This window comes from Sinorhizobium meliloti (genome assembly GCF_017876815.1).
Lineage (GTDB): Bacteria > Pseudomonadota > Alphaproteobacteria > Rhizobiales > Rhizobiaceae > Sinorhizobium > Sinorhizobium meliloti.
In genome coordinates this window covers 708,449-727,757 of the sequence record NZ_JAGIOS010000003.1, presented here as the reverse complement: position 1 = coordinate 727,757, position 19,309 = coordinate 708,449, and the positions used below count along the sequence as shown (strand labels likewise).

Below are 19,309 nucleotides of genomic sequence, written 5' to 3'. Positions count from 1 at the left end.
CCACTTGATTTAGCGCCGGCTTCCCACGTTCTCCTGGGTACCTTGAACTCATTCGTCTGGTGTGATGACGATCGGACCGAACAGTTCCGGGCGCAGCGATGCGAGGCTCATCGGCGCCCAGCCGGCCTGGCAGTTGCCGATCACGCAAGGCTTGCGTGGCCGGCGCGCGGGTCGACGACGACGAAGGATCGCTTCAGCGACGGCCTCGGGCGGGATTACCCGGGCGAGCGCACAGTTGACCGGTCTATCGAGCGTGCGGCGTTCGACGACGAGTTCCGCGTCCTAGTTCAGCACGTGCGGAGCGGTCTGCGCGCTGTATTCTCGGTACTGTTCACCGCGCTGGCGCATCACGTCGAGAAGCAGGATAGAACGCTGCCAGGCATCGAGCGCATAGGCGAGGCGTCTGCGAATGATGAGATGGTCGGCTGAGGCATTCGGTCTACTCCTCGGCTTGAACGGAGGGCGGTCCCAGTCTCTGATCGCACATACACCAACACTGCCTTTTGAGCATTGATCTCCGTCAAATCCAAGCGGACCGGGTGCGCTTCCGGGCGGACTGAACTAGGCGCGGCTTGATGGACATACCCGATCCGCATGGCAGCACTCTGCTGTGTCAGACGCTGGGCGAGTTTGTCGGGGCAACGCGCCGATATCGACGAAATCAGCGCCGGACGAGCTTCTCGATTCGCCGGAGCAAGTGTCGAGAAATTGACTCCGGTCAATGCCGACCGGTCCCTTCAAACAGGCGGGATCTAGATGGGCCACGCATGACGACGTCCGCAAGGAGCGCGCCTATCCCGACCAGCCGCCAGTCATCCCGCATTCGATCGAGGGCTACCACTTTCGGTCAACACCAACCGATGCCTTTCCTGCCACAAGCGCGAACTCACGCAGGAGTCCGGCGCGCCGATGATCAGCGTCACCCATTACATGACGCGGGAGGGGCAGATGCTCGCCGACGTTTCGCCGCGGCGCTATTTCTGCACAGCCTGCCACGTACCGCAGGCGGACGTGCGACCGCTCGTCGGCAACACCTTCCGGGACATGAGCGAGATGGGCGTCAGCCAAGCGGGGAGCGAGTAGGCCATGGCTCGGATAAAGCGCCTCCTACTCTGGGTGTGGAAGATCCTGACTACGCCGGCCGCAACGCTCAGCCTCGCCTTTTTGACACTCGGCGGCTTCGTCGGGGGCGTGATCTTCTGGGGCGCCTTCAACACCGCCTTGGAGCTCACCAACACCGAGGAGTTTTGCGTCTCCTGTCATGAGATGCGGGCCAACGTATATGAGGAGCTTACGCGCACGGTTCATTTCTCCAACCGCTCGGGCGTCCGGGCGTCCTGTCCCGACTGCCACGTGCCGCATGAATGGACGGACAAGATCGCCCGCAAAATGCAGGCCTCCAAGGAAGTGTGGGGCAAGATTTTCGGGACCATCAACACGCGCGAGAAGTTCCTCGACCACCGCCTGGAACTCGCCAAGCATGAATGGGCGCGGCTCAAGGCCAACGACAGCCTTGAGTGCCGCAACTGTCACTCCTCGGCGGCGATGGACCTTTCCAAGCAGACGCAACGTGCTGCCGAGATCCATACCCGCTATCTGTTGCCGGGAAAGGCGACCTGCATCGACTGCCATAAGGGCATTGCCCACGAACTGCCCAACATGCAGCCGGGGTGGAAGCTGCCGCCCGAACTCGAAGGAGAGACGTTGCCTTCTGCTTCGGCAATCGACGACCTGAAGAGGTAATGAATGACTCCACAGGGGTAGCCTTTGGCAATTGATGCTCGCAAGTCATGGTCGAATTGTTCCGGACAATGGAAGGTTGACTTGCACCGTATGAATTTCAATTGGCTGGAGAGTGCACGCCCGTGACCCCGCTGCGATACTGCATACATCAATTCGATCTTGCAGTGGACAAGGGATTGCACTCACAAGGCATCGGCGAAGCTTGTCACAGACCTTCATGAAGAGCTTTGATGTGCAAAAAGGCGGATGGCAGCCTTTCCGGTGCAATTTGACCATTGTTGATCACAATCAACGACTCAACCGATTAACAGCGTAGAGTTATTCGGCATGCGGAGTAACTTGGGCCACCGAACGAGCGTCGCCGACGCGCCGACAGGATCGCTACTTATTCCACCATCCGGCTTGTGGCACATCGGTCTACGCTGCTGGGAAAGATACAGGATCCGTTCTGGCCGTCCTATATTCAGAAGCATTGGAGATCGGCATGCGAGCAACGTGGGTAATTCCGGTAACCGCTCTGGTGCTCCTACTCGACAGCTCCGATGGATCGGCTGGCCAACCGGGCAAATCAGTTGACGAGCCCAGCAAATACGTACCCAGTGTTGGCGAGATCATGACCAAAATAGATCTCAGCCGCTCTAAGCTTTGGTACTCAGTCAAGTTAAGAAACTGGTCTTTGGCCGGCTATCAATTGGAACAGGTAAAGACAGGCTTCAATGACGTTTCTCGCCATCATCCTGACAAGTCCAACTTCGATTTCGCTAACGCGCAAAAGATCGCCAATTTGATCGAAGAGGCCATTGTCGCAAGAAGTGACGAGCAATTTCAGCAGTCCTTCGCCCTGATGACAACCGAATGCAACGACTGCCATAGTGCAGTTGGAAAACCTTTCCTCCACGTTGGAGCGCCAAAGATCCCTTCCCCTTACAGCGACAAGATGCTCGAGCCAGGAGCCTTCCGCTAACTTGATTTGCTTTGGCGCGATATTGTGGCCCTTCGTCTGCGATCCTAACCAATCACTAAAGGCATAAATTCTGAAGGGCTCGATATCCCACGAGTTCAATACCGCGAGCGCCATGTAACTCGATGAAGCCCCTGTGCTTCAGCTTCGTCAGCGAGCGCGAAACCGTCTCAACCGTCAGCGCGAGATAGTCCGCAACATCGACACGGGACATGGACAGCTCGAACCTGCGTGAATAGCCCGAGCGCTCCGACATCTCGAGCAGGAATGCCGCGACGCGCTCAATCGCACTTTGACGACCGATGACGAGCTGATGCTCTTGTGCGGCGGAGACGTTATCCAGCGCCGCGGAGAATAGAGCTGGCCGAAAGAGCGGTTCTTCCTGAAGGCTGATGCATCTTACGCCGGTGACCCCAATCGCTTCTGCATTCGAACTGTGCCGGTCCCGACTTTGCAGGCCAAACCAGTTGCCACCAAAATGGAATGCAAGGATCTGTCGCCTCCCATTCGCGGCTAGCCTATAGACGCGGACAGCGCCGAATTCGACCTGATAGACTTGATCGGCGCGTTCTCCGAAAGAGTAAATGCACTGTCCGTCAACGAAGCTGCTGAGCGGCGCCAACGCCGCCTCGCCTGACTGCGGGGGAATGGCATTTATATACCTGCCCCAGGATGCCGATATCGAGGTATTCATTGCTCCACTCCCAGAACTTTGGGCCGCCCGGTTCGCGAGGCTCCCGCCGCTGTTCCCTGTCGTTAACCCGCGTAAGAACGCTGCCCTTCGGATGAGCAGGCAAAATGCCTGCAGTCAAAAGGACCCGTCCGCCGGGCCAAGCGCTGTTGCAATCTCTGCTGCCAAGCTCTCTATCAGCCCCTTGAACTCGGCGCGGCGCTCCTCGCGAATATGCAAAGGAAGCTGATCGACGGCCGCGAGTGCGTTCTCAGCGGCTGCAAAATCCTCGCACATTCCCCTGAAGTCCTCATCGCGCATCGACAACTCCCTGATTTGCAAGGAGCGCGCCGGAAACCGCCGCAATGCCGCTGCCATGCAGTGTTTCCAGTCCGGTTCCCCATACATTGCGCTCCCTCCACCTTTGGTTTCAAAGATGTCTTTTATCTCGTCGGATTGTATTGCGCTCTGCCGGGGTATGGACGTAATATACGAGAGTATACAGAGCAGTTTTTGCAATCTTACGTTTTGCCCATGAGGGGCGGACATGACAATCGCTGGCCGGGGGAGCGTCCGAGCCGGATCGCCCACCGCTCTCCCTACGAACACGGAAATTCTTGTACAACTCGATCGAATACGGTTAAGCGCCGAATTCGACGTGCCGGATCGAGCGCGCAAATTCCTGGCCTACATTGTCGGAGAGACAATTGCGGGCCGTGCCGACCGGATAAAGGCCTATTCGATCGCTACCGAAGTGTTCGGGCGGGATTCTTCTTTCGATGCTCAAACAGATCCAGTCGTACGGATCGAAGCAGGTCGTATCCGACGCGCCCTCGAGCGTTATTATTTCGTTGCTGGGAGCAACGATCCGATCGTGATTAAAATTCCCAAGGGCGGCTACGCGCCGGCCTTCGAGAAACGGGACGGTGCGCCGTACCCCCTAAGCTCCGGACAGGCCGCAAACGTTCAGTCGCGTTCCATTCCGCTTGAGCAGACCGCGCTGTGGGTCAGTGTGGCCACAGTGGGTCTCCTGACATGCGGTTTGCTAGCAAATGCATTTTTCGGCTCGGCGGCAACGACAATCGAGAGCCTCACGAAGCCTGGCGGCACTCGACCAAACATTCCGAAGCTGATGGTGATGCCGTTTGAAGACCTTTCACAAACGCCGCAATCGGCGATGATCACGCGCGGCCTAACAGATGAGGTCATCAGCAACATCGCCAAGTTCAAGGAGATTGTTGTGGTCGCCGGGCCGGCAGCCCCGAACTCGCATAGCGCCGAAAGAGAATACCCGGCCTTTGCGTTAGAAGGCCGGGTCCGGCTCGATGGCGACAAACTTCGGCTGGGTATACGGTTAGTCCAGCATTCCGATGGTTCAGTCGTGTGGGCGAACACCTATGACGAAGTACTACAGCCGCGTAAGATCATCGAGTTGCAGCAGAACGCCGCTGCTGCAGTGGCTAGCGCCATCGCACAACCATACGGCATTGTTTTCCAGGCCAACGCCACACACTTCATGCGCTCTGTCCCGGACGATTGGCAGGCTTATGCGTGCACCCTGGCCTACTACGGGTATCGGGGCGATCTGAATCCGCAGACACATGCCTCCGTTCAAGAGTGTCTTCAACGCGCAACGACACAGTTTCCCGATTATGCTACGGCATGGGCACTACTCTCACTGACCTATGTTGACGAGCTTCGCTTTCGATATCGCCTGAACCGATCGACGACCGTGTCGCTCGCGCACGCCATCGAGGCTGCGGCGCGTGCGGTGGAACTTGACCCTCAGAACGTTCGCGCACTGCAGGCGGAGATGCTTACATTATTTTTCCGGGGCGAAGTTAACGCTGCCCTGACGGTCGGCGCGCGCGCTTATGCTATCAATCCCAACGACACTGAGTTCTCGGGCGAATATGGTTTCCGGCTCGCCCTGTCTGGTCAGTGGCGTTCGGGGTGCGACCTTGTATCGAAAACCGTAGCGAGCAATCCCGGGCCGGTTGGATATTTCGAGGCCGCGCTGGCGGTCTGTTGCTATATTGAACACGACTACGTCGCCGCGGAACGGTGGGCCCGATCGGCGGACCTTCACGCCAATCCTGTCTACCATGTCATATTGCTTGCCATCCTTGGAAAGCTCGGCAAGATGGATTTGGCTCGTACCGAGAGAGAATGGCTTGAAACCAACGTGCCTGGCTTCCTCGAGAACGCACGCAACGAAGTCGCATTACGAATTCACCGCCCGGAAGACCAGCAGCATTTCATAGAGGGTTTGCGCCAGGCAGGCGTACCGGTTCCCGGAAAATGAGGTATCGCGCCAAGCGCCACAGGACTGCGTGTTATCACATTGGATTCGGCAGTTTCGATGGCCCCAGCCGCAGCCTTTCCGATCCTACGGTGTCCGTGTTCATCCATATTAATAGTAAACTGTGGAACACGCTGAGAACGATCGGCCCCAGAAAAAGTCCTATCAATCCGTAAGAAAGCGTGCCGCCGAGCACACCCAACAAAATCACGAGTGTCGGTGTGGAAAGTCCGCGCGCGACCAGGATTGGCTTCATGACATTATCGATGATGAGGAGCGGTATCAGCAAGATCGTGAACAAGGCAGCCATCCCGAATTCCATTGAGGTCCACGCCCAGACGATTACCGGCAGCAGAACCAACGCCGGTCCAATCTGAATGATGCAGAGGATAAGGACGACGAAGGCGATTGCACCGGGTGCAGGAACTTTGAAAAGACTCAGGATCAAAACGCAGATAAAGGCTTGCAAGAGAGCGACACCGATCACACCCCGCGCCACGTTGCGGATCGTTGCCGCTGCCAGTTGCAGAAAGCCAACGCCTCTATCCCCACCCATTCTGCTCGCAAATCCCTGCGCACTGTTTGCCAGCCGTGCTCCGGACCCGAAGAGAAAACCGGCGACAAGAACGGAAACCACAAAGCTGAGCAGGTCGGCACCGATCGACGCGATTTTGCCGAGCGCCTTGCTGCCCGCTTGCAGGAGCGAAGGCTTGATCTGTTGCAATACGGCTTCAAGATTGTCGGAAGCCATACTCCAGACGGAATAGATGCGCTCGCCGATAAGCGGAAAACTGCGAATACTGTCGGGTGGCGCCGAAATCAGCAGAGATCGATCATTGAGTCTTGCAAGCACCACCTGTACTCCCTCGGCAAAACTGATCGCAATGGCTGCGAGCGGAGCGACGATAACGAGCAGCCCCAGCATTGTAATGACGAGCGCCGCCACGCGGGGCCGGTGGCCGAGAATAGCTGAAAGCGCAGCATAGGCTGGATAAAGGGCTACAGCCAGGATCGCGGCCCAGATAAGAATAATCGCAAACGGCGCGATCAAGGTAAAAGACCAGTAGGCGAAAAGTCCAACCAGGCCGATCCGCGCGATCTCCGTGATTCTCGGCTCGATAGACGGCCGCGCGGCGGGATTAACCGGGCCCGGGTTTCTTTGGGATGATGGATTGTCGTCCATGGCGCACCTCGCGTTTAATGCCGGAAACAAAAAGCTCATCCGCGTGGTTTTTGAGGCTTGTGCGTTCGACCCGGTCGCGCAGGGCCATTTCAGTTGAAGCAACGCAAGACCTGTCTTCCGCACCGATCGTTCCGTCGCGGGGGCCAGGTCACCCTCATGCAGAAAAAGATGATCGTTGATCGTACGCCGCTTATCGGTAGCACAGCAGTAACATACCGTAGCATACGTCAATCAACGTTCCGGCTTTGCGCATTTCGTCGTACACAGAACTTCGCTCATAGGCAGGTTTTACAAGCGCGTGAATGATGAGGAATTGACGGGACCGTCCGCAAGTTATTACCTATCGATATTGACCACGATCAATGCCACCGACGCGTTCTGGCGTAATATTAGACTTAAGGAAATTGAGGTGATTAGTCCCCTTCTCTACTTGCCTTAGGTTCAAGCATTTTTGCCGCAGCCAGCGGCTCCTGCCACTTTATGGGAAGGGGGAGCGCAGAGATGGAAGATTCCTTGCATCCGGCTGCGGTTGCCCATCTGCCGCCGTTCATCACCGCGCCGGGTCAGACCGACGTTCTTTTCAACGTGATGATCGTCTTCGTCTTGCTGATGGTCTTTGTGGTCGGCATCCTTTACCTGCGCCTGCACGCTTTGCCCGAGCACATGGCGCATGGCGCCAGCAAAGTGCAGTTGCAGATCGTCGGCGTCTTGGCGCTGGTCGCGCTCTTCACCCACAATCACTTGTTCTGGATTGCGGCTCTCCTACTTGCCATGGTCGAATTTCCGAACTTCTCGTCTCCAGTCGAATCGATCGCTCGCTCGCTGGCGAAAATGGCCGACCGCCACGATGGAACCGACGAACCCGGGACGAGTGCCCAGCCGGCGGCGATGCCCCCGCGAGCCAGCGAATCCCACGCAGGCCCGCCACAATGGGTGCCGCTCGAGATAGAGCCCGTGGCAGGTGACGAGAAGGCGGAACGGAGGGGGTGAAATTGTGCTGGAATTCCTGATCTGCTCGCTGCTCACCATTTTTCCGGACTACCTCGTCCGCCGCTATGTCCAAGGCAAGCGTGTCGGCCGTGAGATAAATCTCTATTCCATGTGGTTTGAGCTCCGATACGGCATAACGGCCTGCCTTATCCTAACCATTTCACTGATCACAATGATCTTCTACTTCCATCCATCTACCAGCAACGTCACCGCGGTGTTCCGCACGGTAACGATCATGCCCGAATCAACCGGGCGAGTAGCAGAGGTTTATGTTGACCTCAACGAGAAGGTTTCTGCCGGTGCTCCCCTCTTCCGCCTCGACGATTCCGAGCAACGGGCAGCACTTGAGACCGCCCGCCGACGCGTCGCCGAGATCGAGGCAGAGGCAATTGTTGCGCAGAGCGAACTCGCCTCCGCCGACGGCCTTATCGCCCAAGCCGAGGGCGACTATCTCCAGGCGCTGAATGAACTCGAGACGCAGGTCGAATTGAACCAGCGCAACCCTAACATCGTCGCAAGGCGCGAAATCGAGCGGCTTCAGGTCGCTGTCGATGGTCGCGATGGCGCGCGTGCCGCGTCGATCTCCAACAAGCGGACCTTGGAAACGAAAATCGCCTCACTCCTGCCGGCTCAGAAGGCGAGCGCTGAAGCGGCGCTGACCCAAGCCCAGGTGGAGCTCGACAAGACGATCGTACGGGCTGGAACCGCCGGCGTAGTCCAGCAGTTCGCGCTCCGAGCTGGAGATATCGTCAATCCGATGATTCGCTCGGCCGGCATCCTGGTTCCCGAGCAACGCCGCATTGGCCTGATCGCTGGCTTCGGCCAGATCGAGGCACAGGTGATGAAGGCCGGGATGATTGCCGAGGCGACCTGCATCGGCAAGCCGTTCACCATCATCCCGATGGTGGTGACGGAGGTGCAAGACGTCATCGCCGCCGGCCAAGTTCGTCCGACCGACCAGCTCGTCGACGCGCAGCAACTTGCCAGTCCTGGCACGCTGACTGCCTATCTGGAGCCGCTCTACGAGGGACAGTTCAGCGGCATACCACCTGGAAGCAGTTGCATTGCCAACGCGTACACGAGCAATCACGATGCACTACATGCGCCCGGCATCAGCACACCGCACTGGCTATTTCTGCATGTCGTCGATGCGGTGGGATTGGTGCACGCCATGATCCTCAGGCTTCAGGCCCTGCTCTTGCCGGTCCAGACGCTGGTCTTCAAGGGCCATTGAGGAGGGTCGGCTGCGCCGCGCCCAGCGCAGACGTCAATACCTGTCGGGTACTCAGCCGCAGATTTAGTGCCGATAGGGACAGCAACCCCTAAGCAATAGAGGAGGGGCCAATGGACAAGCACACCGACGACAGAAAAAAGAACAATCACTGGAAGGGGGAGGACAGGAAATCCGCTGCGACCAAGGGCTCCGAAAAGCGGTCCGTTGGAAACTATGCAAAAGAGCTGGCCCGATTGCAGGAGGAGATTGCTCATTTGCAGGCTTGGGTGAAGCAGACAGGGGCTCGGATCGTCATCGTCTTCGAGGGACGAGACGCGGCCGGCAAGGGCGGCGTGATAAAACGGATCACTGAGCGAGTCAGCCCACGCGTCTTTCGTGTCGTGGCCCTACCTGCGCCGACGGATCGTGAGAAGACGCAGATTTACATGCAACGCTATATACAGCAGCTTCCGGCGGCCGGCGAAGTCGTGATCTTCGACCGATCCTGGTACAACAGACCCGGCGTCGAGCGCGTAATGGGCTTCTGCTCGGAGAAGAAGGCAAAGCGCTTTCTGGAGATCGCTCCCCGGTTCGAGGCAGCGATGATTGAAAGCGGAATAGTGCTGCTTAAATATTTCCTCGATGTAAGCGAGGAGGAACAGGACCGCCGATTCCGGCAACGCATCAATGATCCGCTGCGCCAATGGAAGCTATCACCGATGGATGTCGAATCCTATCGGCGCTGGTGGGACTACACTCGAGCCTATGACGAGATGATCAGGATGACAGACACCGACGATGCGCCATGGTGGATCGTCCCATCGGATAATAAAAAGCAGGCGCGCGTGAATTGTATCGCTCATATTCTTTCCTCAATTCCCTACGAACGGGTGAAGTTCGTGGAACCCGACCTTGGCAAGCGTCAGAAGCGGCCGGCTGATTTCGAAGGAGATACGCGCCGCCGCACGGTGCCAAACCTTTTCTGAGCACGTCCGGCGCTGTGCGTCTGCGGTCGTCGGCTCTGCTTGCCGTTTCTTGGGCTACGACGCGCGCCAGCCGAGCAAACATTCCACTCGCTCGAGCCAGCAGAATCGTTTCCATTTAAACTGGAGCGGCTCAAAGCGATGCTGAACTTGCGTGTCATCCCCCGAGGGCCGAGGCTAAGGCCACCAGAATCAAACCAATCGCGACCATCGCAAGCGCCAGACCCACTGGGTTGCCGGAGTGACGTCCCAGAGTATACCCGGCCAGAAACAACAGAGCAGTGGCTATCGCGTTGGAGACCTTCACTGCGGCCAGGGCGTTTGTCATGACGATGAACGGAAAAACGACCGGAAATGTGCAAAGGAAGACCAACAGAAAGACACCTAGCGCGCTGATGACATCACGCGTGGTGGGTCGCGCGCGCACCTCATCGTCAGGGAGGCTGGCCAGGTGCCGGCGTATCCGTTCCAGGTCTTCGGACGAAAGCGCTGGCAGAATGATGCCCGGCAGTGCCTCTGCCACGATACCGCGAGCCGCTTTAACGTCATCAGCTGTCCGCACACGGTGAACCGTTCGCTCCGAAAGCTTGCGCTCAGCCATCGAGCTCATGAAGTACATGACTGCGTCAATGATACCCCACGCCAGATTGCAGCCGACAGCTCCAACCAGCATTGACCGCACATCCGCTCGTCCTGCTTCCGTGGTGCTCAGCGAATTCGTGAACGTCATGACCATGATCAATCCAAAGAGCACCTCGTTGGAGCGGTCAACAGGATTGAGGACGCCGTAGAACAAATGCTTCGAGCCGCCATTACCGGGCACTTTCTCGCTCATTGAGTCACTCCTGGGGGCAAGAGGAACAGCGTCAACGCAAATATGGCGTAAACCGCCAGTGCCATGACGCCCGCATACCACGCTGCGTGCCCTCCATTGGACAGAAGGGTCGCCGCCATGGTCGCCACCAGCATCATTGCCACCGCGCCGGGCCAGAATTCGAGCGACATCGGCTGGGGCCCAATGAAGTAGCTGACAAGGACGAGTACCGGCGCAACGAACAGAGCGATCTGCGCAGCGCTGCCCAGCGCGATGCCAACGCTGAGGTCCAGGCGATTTGCGCGCGCCGCTGAGAACGCCGTGGTCATTTCCGCAGCTCCGCCAACCAGGGCGATGACTATGAAACCAACGAAGGCCGGTGTCAGTCCTAGATGTTGCGCGGCAGCTTGCACTGACCCGACGAAAATCTCGCTGACCATTGCGACGAGGAGCGTGACGACAATCAAAACGACAATCCCGATCGAAAGCGGCCAGGGCTTCTCTCCCGCCTCGGCCTGACCGACGCTTGCAAACAGTTCCTTGTGCGTCTTCAGGGAAAACACCATGCCAAGTCCGTAGACGGCTATGAGCAGGATCGCCAATCCTAGGCTCAACTGCTGGGAAAATTCCGCTGCCGGGGTGCGATCCAAGCCGCTCGTGAGCGAGGGTACCAGAATCGCAATCGTCGCAAGGAACAGGAGGCTCGCCTGAAAACGTGCATTCACCCTGTTGAATTCCTGCAGATGATGGTTCAGGCCGCCAATGAGAAAAGCGCCTCCAAACATGAAAAGGCTATTGGTGACAATTGCGCCCGCGATCGAGGCTTTGACGAGAAGATACTGCCCGGCCTGCAGAGCGGCGAGCGTAATAATGAGCTCCGTCAGGTTACCGAGCGTTGCATTGAGCAGGCCACCGACCGCATCGCCGGTCTTTGCCGCCACCGATTCCGTCGCGCGGCTCAAGAGCGCAGCGAGCGGTACGATCGCTGCGATCGCCACGAAAAACAATAACGTATGAGCCTTCGGAGCCATCCGCTCCAGGAGAATGACCACAGGTACGAAGAAGATCAACGCCAGAAGTGGAGATCGTCGAAGCTCCCTTAAGACCGCTTCGATTGCAGATCGCGACTGCTTGGTGGACCTTTTCACCTCGAAAGTGGGCATCCGTATGGTCCTCCGGCCCTGAAGGGCTTGTGACTTGGTTTCCGAGTGCATGACGCAAACGGGTCGAACCGCACTTCGCCGTGACGCAACTACCAAGCATGATCCGAGGACTGGACGACGAACCACCCGATCTCATCACTGCGCAGTTGCTCGACGAAGGGACGTTTGACCGCAACGGGGCTCCAGGAGAGGCTCTCGTGGAAGCGCTTCACTCAGGCAATGTCGTTTGCCGGAAGAAGGTCACGATCGTATCGTCGGGAGGTCCGAACCACTCGCTGAAGAATGCCGGGAAATCTTCCGATCGGTAGGTGCGGCTCAACGCCCGGTCAACGACGATTCGAAAATCCTCGTCGTTGCGCGCCAGCACAAGCGCAAGCGGTTCGTAGGTGAAATGGCGCTTCAGTACGATGAGATCGCCGGAATTTTCGCCGCGCGCGGCGGCGTCGAGCAAGAGCGGCAGGTCGCCGAAGAGTACGTCGGACTCGCCGTTCAGAATATTGGCGATTCCCTGATCATAGTTCTCCACAGCAGCGATGGTCGCTGAAAGCTGAAATGTCTTTATCCGCTCCGCAAGCCAATCCTCACTGGTAGTACCTGCGATCGGGGAAAATGTCTTCTGATTGAGTACAGTTCTTGCAGGGGATCCCCGCCAAATGGGCCGGTCAGAGGGGCGACCCTGCGTCAGAACCTCGCGCAGCGCAAGGGGTGCGCTCGCATTCAGTACCGCACCCGTCCCGCTCGGAAAGATCGGTAGCGAGAACGAAACCTCTTTTCGACGCGTCAAGGTCACGGGTGACGCACCACAGAAGAGATCGGCCGAACCTTGTCGTATGGCGTGGTCGGCAGCCTCCCTGGTGAGCTCAATCCACTCGACCGCAAGATCGGCGATCCCAAGTTCACGTTTCAGTTCCTCGACCACCTCCATGCACAGGCTGACGGCATAGCCGGTCGCGCTTTCCCCTTCGGCCTTGAACGAGAATGGGCGCGCGTTCGCATCGTAGCCCAGCTTGACGGTGCTGCTGCTGCGGACGCGATCAAGCGTCTGTGCTTCTGCGCTCGCCCACATGCTGACGGTCATTGCTCCTAGCGTCAGCCCAAATCTGACTATCCATCGTCCCGCTTGACGTCCTTTGCCCGGTGCGGCTTGCATGTTGCATCCTCCCAACGCTTCTCTTGACCTCACGCTGTCCCCACAATTCCCGGTCTTGGGGTGAAGCGAGGCGCGATAAGGCCGTAAATGATGAAGGCAATTCCGGTCACGAGCATACCGCCCAGCACGGCATCCTTTCCGGACGCATAAATCGCAAAGACGCTATAGAGCATGCCTACGATCGCGATCGAAGAATTCAAGCGGAACTTGCTTTCTGAAACGCCAGCCGCCCTCATCATGACGAAGAGTGCGGAAAGGGAGATGATGTAGGGAAGCACGTTGGTGACGACCGCCAGATTGACGAGCGCTGCAAACTGCTCGTTGAGCGTGGGTGAAATCGTCATGAGCGCCAGCAGAGACTGAACAACGCCCATGACGATCATCCCGGTTACGGGCGCACCCATCTCGTTCACCCGCGAAAAAAGGGACGGAAACATGCGCTCGTCCGCGGCGGCCCGCGCCGTTTGCGCGATGGTGAACTGCCAGCCGAGTAGCGAGCCGACGCAGGCGAGAACAGCCAGCGCCATGACGACTGATCCGATGGCGGGGTTGAACATCGTGGCATAGGCAAGCGCGAACGGTCCCGTCGACGCGGCAAGCTCAGCGTTCGGCACGATCCCCTGAATGACTGTGGTCGAGAGAATGTAGATAATAGCGGCGCCGAGCGTCCCGAACAGGCAGGCAAGAGGAACGTCCCGCTTGGGATTTTCCACCGCATCGGAGTTCTGTGCAGCCGATTCCATCCCCAGAAACGCCCAGAGCGTCAGCGAGATGCTCGATCCCATGCCTTGAACGAGGGTCAGTCCATTGGGATTCCAGGCAGCCGCGAAAACCTCCGAACTGAACCATGCCCAACCGATAATACAGAGCAGCCCTACGGGGAGGATCACTCCCCATACCGTGATTGAACCGATACGGCCCGTGACGCGCGGCCCGCCAAAGTTAGCTACAGTCGTAAGCCACAGGAGGATGATCAGGCTCACGCAAGTCGCAATCGGCGTGGACGTCAGCCATGGGAAGAACCCGGCGAGATAGCCGACGGCCGAAATGCCGATCGCGACATTGCCGACAGCGAGCGAAAGAAAGTAGAGTAAGAAAACGAGGAAATAGCCCGGTTTACCGTAGGCATCCTCCGCATAAGCCGACATCCCTCCGGGACGCTGGTTGAATAGACCGGCTTGTGCAAATCCGTAAGCGATCGCCATCGAGCCGACCGCGGTCACCAGCCAGGACAGAAGTGAAATGGCACCGACCTGCGCCATGTTCGCCGGCAGCATTATTATTCCCGAGCCCATCATGTTCACCGCAACGATAAAGGTGAGCTGGACCAGGTTCATTTTCTTCTTCGACGAAGCTTCCATGGCAACGTTGAGCGAATGTTCAGTCATGACCTGATCCTCCCTCGGAAGAGGCGATTACTCGCGCACGGCGTAGGTGTAGAATTTGATCTGGCCGTCAACGCGCTCCTGAAACACACCCTGGACCTCGTAATTGAAGCCGGGGAAACGGTTGAAGGACTCTTGGAATGCCAGGAAATAGTTGTGCATCGGCCGCGCCCTTTCGTCCCAGCGCTCCCCGGGGACTATGACGCCTATGCCCGGCGGATAGATCAACGCGAGCGTGGCCGAAATCCTGCCGAAAGCCTCGTCGAGTGCCACATAATCAACTTCGTTTGCCACGAGGGCTTCATAAGCCGCTTTCGGCGGCATTGCGGGCTCGGGCATGCTCTCCGCCCGGAAGCAGAGGCGCTGCAATTCCTTGACCCCTGCTTGCCGATAGAAGTCGTGCATCTCTTTGCAGACCTGCCGGAGTGTGTATCCTGCATAGCGCTCTCTGTTCGCCGCAAACACGGTTGGTAGAACCTCGGCCAAAGGTGCGTCCCGATCCCATAAGTTCTTGAACTTCACCAACTTGGCTATCAGCGTGTTGAGCTTGCTCTCGTCCTCGGCCGGTGTGAGCAGAAACAGTATGCTGTTGAGGTCGCACTTCTCGGGAACGATGCGCTGTTCGCGAAGATAATTGGCAACGATCGTTGCCGGGATGCCGAAGTCTCGATACTCCCCGGTCGCACGGTCTATGCCTGGAGTGAGAAGCGTGAGCTTGTTTGGATCCACCATTGCGTAGCCATCGGAGTAGCCGGAATATCCATGCCATGAAGCCCCTGGGCGGAAGCGCCAGCACTGCTGTTCCCGTTTGATGACCTCCGTCGGGAGCGCCTCCCAACGGGACTCGACAACATCCTCGGTATGTTTGGAGCCCGAGATCGTGACGACATCGGGTACGAAGGGGTCGAAGAACCACTGCTCCTGGGGCCCCGCACCCGTCGACTCGTAGTACCGGGTGAATTCTCTGAGCTTCTTGCGTGCCTCGATACCCAGCTCGATACAGCGATCCCAGAGCATTTCACCAGCCTTGCCCTCGTGGATCTTGGCATTGACGTCCAACGAGGCGAATAGCGGGTAGAATGGTGATGTCGAAACATGCATGAGAAGCGACTCGTTGAAGCGCTTATGTTCGACATAGCGGCGCTGATCACGGATGTGCTCGTCGCGCTTGTGAATCTGCGAGGCTTGCGAAAAGCCCGCCCCTTGCTTGTGGACGGATTGCGTTGAGAACAATCCCGGCATTTCGGCATCAAGCGTGTCGATCCGCATCGGACTGTGGTCTTCAAACAATGGGTGGAAAGCGTTGTAGCCGATCCACGCCTCGTCCCAGAGTACGTAGTCGCACAGGTGTCCGATTTGTTCCAACACCTTGCGGACGTTGTAAATAGTGCCGTCATAGGTCGCAAGTTGGATGCAGGCGAGTCGGAACGGTCGCTCTGCACTGGCTCGCGTCTTGTCCTCGACCAGGGGATGCCTTTCGATCTGCCGGCGCAGGCTGGCTTCGTCCCAGGCGTCCCAGTCCACGGCACCGATCATCCCGAACGAGTTGCGTGAGGTTGGCAGGTAAACTGGTATCGCTCCTGCCTGCACCAGCGCGCCCTGATGAAGCGATTTGTGATTGTTGCGGTCGAACAACACGAGGTCGCCTGCGCGCAGTACCGCGTTCGTAACTACTTTGTTCGATGTGCTTGTGCCGTTCAGAATGAAGTAGGTCCGGTCCGCGCCGAAAATCCTTGCCGCATTCTTCTGCGCCTCGGCCGCTGGCCCTTCATGGATTAGCAGGTCGCCAAGGTCGACATCGGCATTGCAAAGATCGGCGCGAAATATGCTTTCGCCGAAATAATTGAAAAAGAGCTGGCCTGCGGGCGACTTCCGGTAAAACTGTCCGCCTTGGTGTCCGGGACAGTCGAACGCGATGTTGGCTTCTCCATCGTAAGCCATGAGGCCGCCGAAAAACGGCGGGAGGAGCGTCTTGCCGTAATTGACCAGACTTGAAATGATCTGCTTTGCGTAGAACGCCGGTGTCTGCTGCCCAAGATAAACGAAGCCATCGACTTCGCCGGCCATTTTAATCGCCGCAATGTCCGCAATACCGTGGGAGTCTGCGAGGGCCCATAGCGGCGTGCGGAATCCGATGTCTCTGACCGCACGGACGAACTTCCGGGCATCTTCGAGCCGTCCGCCCTCGACCGTCCCAATATAGGCACCAACCGAAGCGTCCTCGGACACGTCGGCGTTGTAGCTGCCGCGCAACTCGACTTCGAAATTCTCCGCGACAATGTGCGCAAGAAGTCTCTTCGTTTCGAGATTGCGTTCGTCGACGAATGCCACGACCTTAAGCAGCTTGTGGAATGGAATGGGGACGGTCGGAGCCTTCACATCACGCGGTATCATCCTGCCCCTCCTCGACGATGCAATCCACGAGATATCTCCGTCCACTCGGGTTAGCGACGAAACGGAGCCCGTGGATGTCCGTCTCAAATCCCGGGAATTTCCTGTCGAAACTCCGGGCGTAGACGAGATAGTCCTGGATCGATCTTGTGGCGGCGGTGATCCGTTCGCCAGGCATGATGAGCGGGATCCCCGGAGGATAGGGTACAATCATGACTGCGAGTGTTCGGCCGATCAATTCGTCGATATCGATGCTTTCGACGCACCCCTTGACCAAGCGGTTGTAGGCGTCCGCCGGGCGCAGTGCCATTTCGGGCAGCACGGTGTACATCTCGCGCTGGGCATTCGGCACGTCGTCGCTGCGGTACACGTCGTGAATTTTCTCGCAAAGATCTCTGAGCCCCATTGCACGGTAGACGTCCGGATGGGCTGCCGCGAGGGCGGGAAGGGCGCGTGAAAGAGGCGCATTGGCATCATAGAGGTCTTTGAAGTTCAAGAGCTCGGTGATCAGGGTGCTCCACTTGCCCCGTGTGATCCCCATGGAGAAGAGCACCAGGAAAGAGTAGAGACCCGTTTTCTCGATTTCGATCCGGCGAGAAGAAAGGAACTTCGTGACGACTGCAGCCGGAATACCATGCTCCAGCATCGCTCCGCCCGCATTGAGTCCGGGCGAAAGGATCGTTACCTTGATCGGGTCAACCATCACGTGATTCTCAGCCAGGTCTTCGAAACCATGCCACGCGTCGTTGGGCTTAAGAAGCCAATCCGACCTGGCGTCGCTCGGTGCCCGATCCGCGATGGGGGGCTCCCAGACTTCGAACCACCAGGAATCCTGCATCTGTGTCCGCACGGCGTTGACGGCTCGACGGAAACTCATGGCCTCGTCAATGGTCTCCTGTACCAGCGCCCGCCCGGCGGGCTGCTCCATCATGGCAGCAGCCACGTCGCACGAGGCGATGATCCCATATTGCGGCGATGTCGATGTGTGCATCATGAACGCTTCGTTGAAGCGTGTGATGTCGAGTTGCTTCGCCACGGCATGCTGCACATGAAGCATTGAAGCTTGAGAGAAGGCGGCCAGCAGCTTATGCGTCGACTGGGTTGCGAATGTTATGGCGTCTTGCGAGCGCGCGGGCTTCGTTGAAGAGATCGCGTGATAACCATCGTAGAATTCGTGAAAATTGGCGTAAGCAAACCAGGCCTCGTCGAAATGCAGTACCTCCACCGCATCGCCGAGAGCCGATTTGATTTCATCTACATTGTAGCAGAGCCCATCATAGGTGGAGTTTGTCACTACCATCAGGCGCACTTTACCGTTCGTCTCACTGGCAAACGGACTGGCGGCGATCTTGTGCGCAATTGCCTCTGGGGTAAATTGCTCCTTCGCAATCGGCCCGATGATGCCGAGGCCGTTGCGTGAGGGCGTCAGGTAAATCGGCGTTGCACCCGTCATGATCAGCGAGTGCAGGATAGACTTATGGCAGTTTCGGTCGCAGAGGACGAGGTCGTTCCGAGTGACCATGCCGTGCCATACGATCTTATTGGCGGTCGATGTGCCGCCGACAACGAACAGCGTCTCATCCGCACCAAATATACGAGCGGCATTGCGCTCACCCTCGCCAATCGGCCCAACATGATCGAGGAGCGAACCAACGCTGCCGACGGACACAGAAATGTCCGACCTCAGTGTGTTCTCTCCGAAAAACGAATAAAAGAGCTGGCCAACCGGGCTCTTGCGAAACGCCACCCCGCCTCCGTGCCCTGGCGTGTGCCAGGAATAGGCGCCGTGAAGCGTGTATTCCATCAACGCCTTGAACATTGGAGGCGGAAGCCTCTCAAGATAATTCTGCGCGGCGCGCACGATCGCGCGCGCCATGAATTCCGGAGAATCCTCGAAAAGACGCATAAAGGCATTGGCGTGGCGCAGCACGGGCGCCGGCACCATTTCCGCCGTTGTATCGTCGCCAAACAGAAAGATTGGCAGCAGGTTGTTCCGGGAGCGTTTCGCGGCGAGCAGCTCGGCCAAAATCTCCCATCGCGTCGTACTTGATTCCGTCCCGTCGACTGAAATCAGCCAGCAGGACTCGGTGTTGAAGACGTTCACGAGGCGGCGTGCATCCTCATAGGTGAGCCCTCCAACGACCCGATAACCTTCCTTTTCAATCGCCTCTGCGAGGCTGCGCATGCCCCGCCCGGCCGCGTTTTTACCCTCGTAATCTTCATCGATGACAGCGATGGGGAATGCCTTGTAGAACTCCATGGTCCCAGGCTCCTGCGGACGCGGCGGCGAATTCTCAGCTTTCGTTGTAAGTCGTACACGCGCGGCGCCGGCGCGTCGTTGATCCTGATCAAACCTATGCC

General features: G+C 58.0%; 15 protein-coding genes and 2 pseudogenes. 7 read left to right on the top strand and 10 right to left on the bottom strand.

Annotated elements, in window-relative coordinates:
* Positions 1 to 63: 63 nt before the first annotated feature.
* Positions 64 to 434 (bottom strand): annotated as a pseudogene (locus JOH52_RS36620) (DUF3141 domain-containing protein); the annotation flags it as partial.
* A gap of 320 nt (positions 435 to 754) precedes the next feature.
* Between JOH52_RS36620 and JOH52_RS29945 the strand changes: the two are divergent.
* The 3 genes and pseudogenes from JOH52_RS29945 to JOH52_RS29935 all read left to right on the top strand — a co-directional run.
* Positions 755 to 1,083, top strand: a pseudogene (locus JOH52_RS29945) (nitrate reductase cytochrome c-type subunit); the annotation flags it as partial.
* A 3-nt stretch (positions 1,084 to 1,086) separates the two neighbouring features.
* Positions 1,087 to 1,743: a cytochrome c3 family protein gene (locus JOH52_RS29940; protein ID WP_026030882.1), complete on the top strand. Its 657-nt coding sequence runs from the start codon at positions 1,087 to 1,089 to the stop codon at positions 1,741 to 1,743.
* A gap of 484 nt (positions 1,744 to 2,227) precedes the next feature.
* Positions 2,228 to 2,707, top strand: a complete 480-nt coding sequence (locus tag JOH52_RS29935) for a hypothetical protein (RefSeq protein ID WP_017266141.1) — start codon at positions 2,228 to 2,230, stop codon at positions 2,705 to 2,707.
* 55 nt (positions 2,708 to 2,762) lie between these two features.
* Here JOH52_RS29935 and JOH52_RS29930 read toward each other — a convergent pair whose 3' ends face one another.
* Together JOH52_RS29930 and JOH52_RS29925 are read right to left on the bottom strand one after the other, a co-directional pair.
* Positions 2,763 to 3,398, bottom strand: a complete 636-nt coding sequence (locus JOH52_RS29930; RefSeq protein ID WP_014528421.1) for a helix-turn-helix domain-containing protein — start codon at positions 3,396 to 3,398, stop codon at positions 2,763 to 2,765.
* A 114-nt stretch (positions 3,399 to 3,512) separates the two neighbouring features.
* On the bottom strand, positions 3,513 to 3,782 hold the full coding sequence (locus tag JOH52_RS29925; protein ID WP_014528422.1) for a hypothetical protein: 270 nt from the start codon (positions 3,780 to 3,782) through the stop codon (positions 3,513 to 3,515).
* A 139-nt stretch (positions 3,783 to 3,921) separates the two neighbouring features.
* On the opposite strand from JOH52_RS29925, the gene JOH52_RS29920 reads away from it, so the two are divergent.
* Positions 3,922 to 5,679, top strand: a complete 1,758-nt coding sequence (locus JOH52_RS29920) for a hypothetical protein (RefSeq protein WP_014531833.1) — start codon at positions 3,922 to 3,924, stop codon at positions 5,677 to 5,679.
* 34 nt (positions 5,680 to 5,713) lie between these two features.
* Here JOH52_RS29920 and JOH52_RS29915 read toward each other — a convergent pair whose 3' ends face one another.
* A complete protein-coding gene (locus JOH52_RS29915; RefSeq protein ID WP_014531832.1) occupies positions 5,714 to 6,859 on the bottom strand; it encodes an AI-2E family transporter in 1,146 nt (381 codons plus the stop codon).
* Between the two features lie 501 nt (positions 6,860 to 7,360).
* On the opposite strand from JOH52_RS29915, the gene JOH52_RS29910 reads away from it, so the two are divergent.
* From JOH52_RS29910 to ppk2, 3 genes are all read left to right on the top strand, one after another.
* The gene (locus tag JOH52_RS29910) at positions 7,361 to 7,849 is read left to right on the top strand and encodes a hypothetical protein (protein WP_014531831.1); all 489 of its coding nucleotides are present in this window, start codon (positions 7,361 to 7,363) and stop codon (positions 7,847 to 7,849) included.
* 4 nt (positions 7,850 to 7,853) lie between these two features.
* Positions 7,854 to 9,083: an HlyD family secretion protein gene (locus JOH52_RS29905; protein ID WP_014531830.1), complete on the top strand. Its 1,230-nt coding sequence runs from the start codon at positions 7,854 to 7,856 to the stop codon at positions 9,081 to 9,083.
* Between the two features lie 110 nt (positions 9,084 to 9,193).
* Positions 9,194 to 10,048, top strand: coding sequence for a polyphosphate kinase 2 (gene ppk2, locus JOH52_RS29900; protein WP_014528427.1), 855 nt, complete (start codon positions 9,194 to 9,196; stop codon positions 10,046 to 10,048).
* 154 nt (positions 10,049 to 10,202) lie between these two features.
* On the opposite strand, the gene JOH52_RS29895 is transcribed toward ppk2, so the two are convergent.
* From JOH52_RS29895 to JOH52_RS29870, 6 genes are all read right to left on the bottom strand, one after another.
* The gene (locus JOH52_RS29895; RefSeq protein WP_014531829.1) at positions 10,203 to 10,880 is read right to left on the bottom strand and encodes a VIT1/CCC1 transporter family protein; all 678 of its coding nucleotides are present in this window, start codon (positions 10,878 to 10,880) and stop codon (positions 10,203 to 10,205) included.
* Positions 10,877 to 12,022 (bottom strand): calcium/proton exchanger, encoded by a 1,146-nt coding sequence (gene cax, locus JOH52_RS29890; protein WP_014531828.1) that lies wholly within the window; start codon positions 12,020 to 12,022, stop codon positions 10,877 to 10,879. Before cax ends, JOH52_RS29895 begins: the two co-directional genes overlap by 4 nt.
* A gap of 208 nt (positions 12,023 to 12,230) precedes the next feature.
* Positions 12,231 to 13,172: an amino acid ABC transporter substrate-binding protein gene (locus JOH52_RS29885; protein WP_014531827.1), complete on the bottom strand. Its 942-nt coding sequence runs from the start codon at positions 13,170 to 13,172 to the stop codon at positions 12,231 to 12,233.
* Between the two features lie 29 nt (positions 13,173 to 13,201).
* Positions 13,202 to 14,560 carry a putrescine-ornithine antiporter gene (gene potE, locus JOH52_RS29880; protein WP_014531826.1) on the bottom strand — a complete coding sequence of 453 codons (1,359 nt, stop codon included), beginning with the start codon at positions 14,558 to 14,560 and terminating at the stop codon, positions 13,202 to 13,204.
* Positions 14,561 to 14,587: 27 nt separating this feature from the next.
* The gene (gene speC, locus JOH52_RS29875) at positions 14,588 to 16,951 is read right to left on the bottom strand and encodes an ornithine decarboxylase (protein WP_014531825.1); all 2,364 of its coding nucleotides are present in this window, start codon (positions 16,949 to 16,951) and stop codon (positions 14,588 to 14,590) included.
* Positions 16,938 to 19,208, bottom strand: coding sequence for an arginine/lysine/ornithine decarboxylase (locus JOH52_RS29870; protein WP_014531824.1), 2,271 nt, complete (start codon positions 19,206 to 19,208; stop codon positions 16,938 to 16,940). The genes speC and JOH52_RS29870 overlap by 14 nt, the downstream gene beginning before the upstream one ends.
* Positions 19,209 to 19,309: the final 101 nt, after the last annotated feature.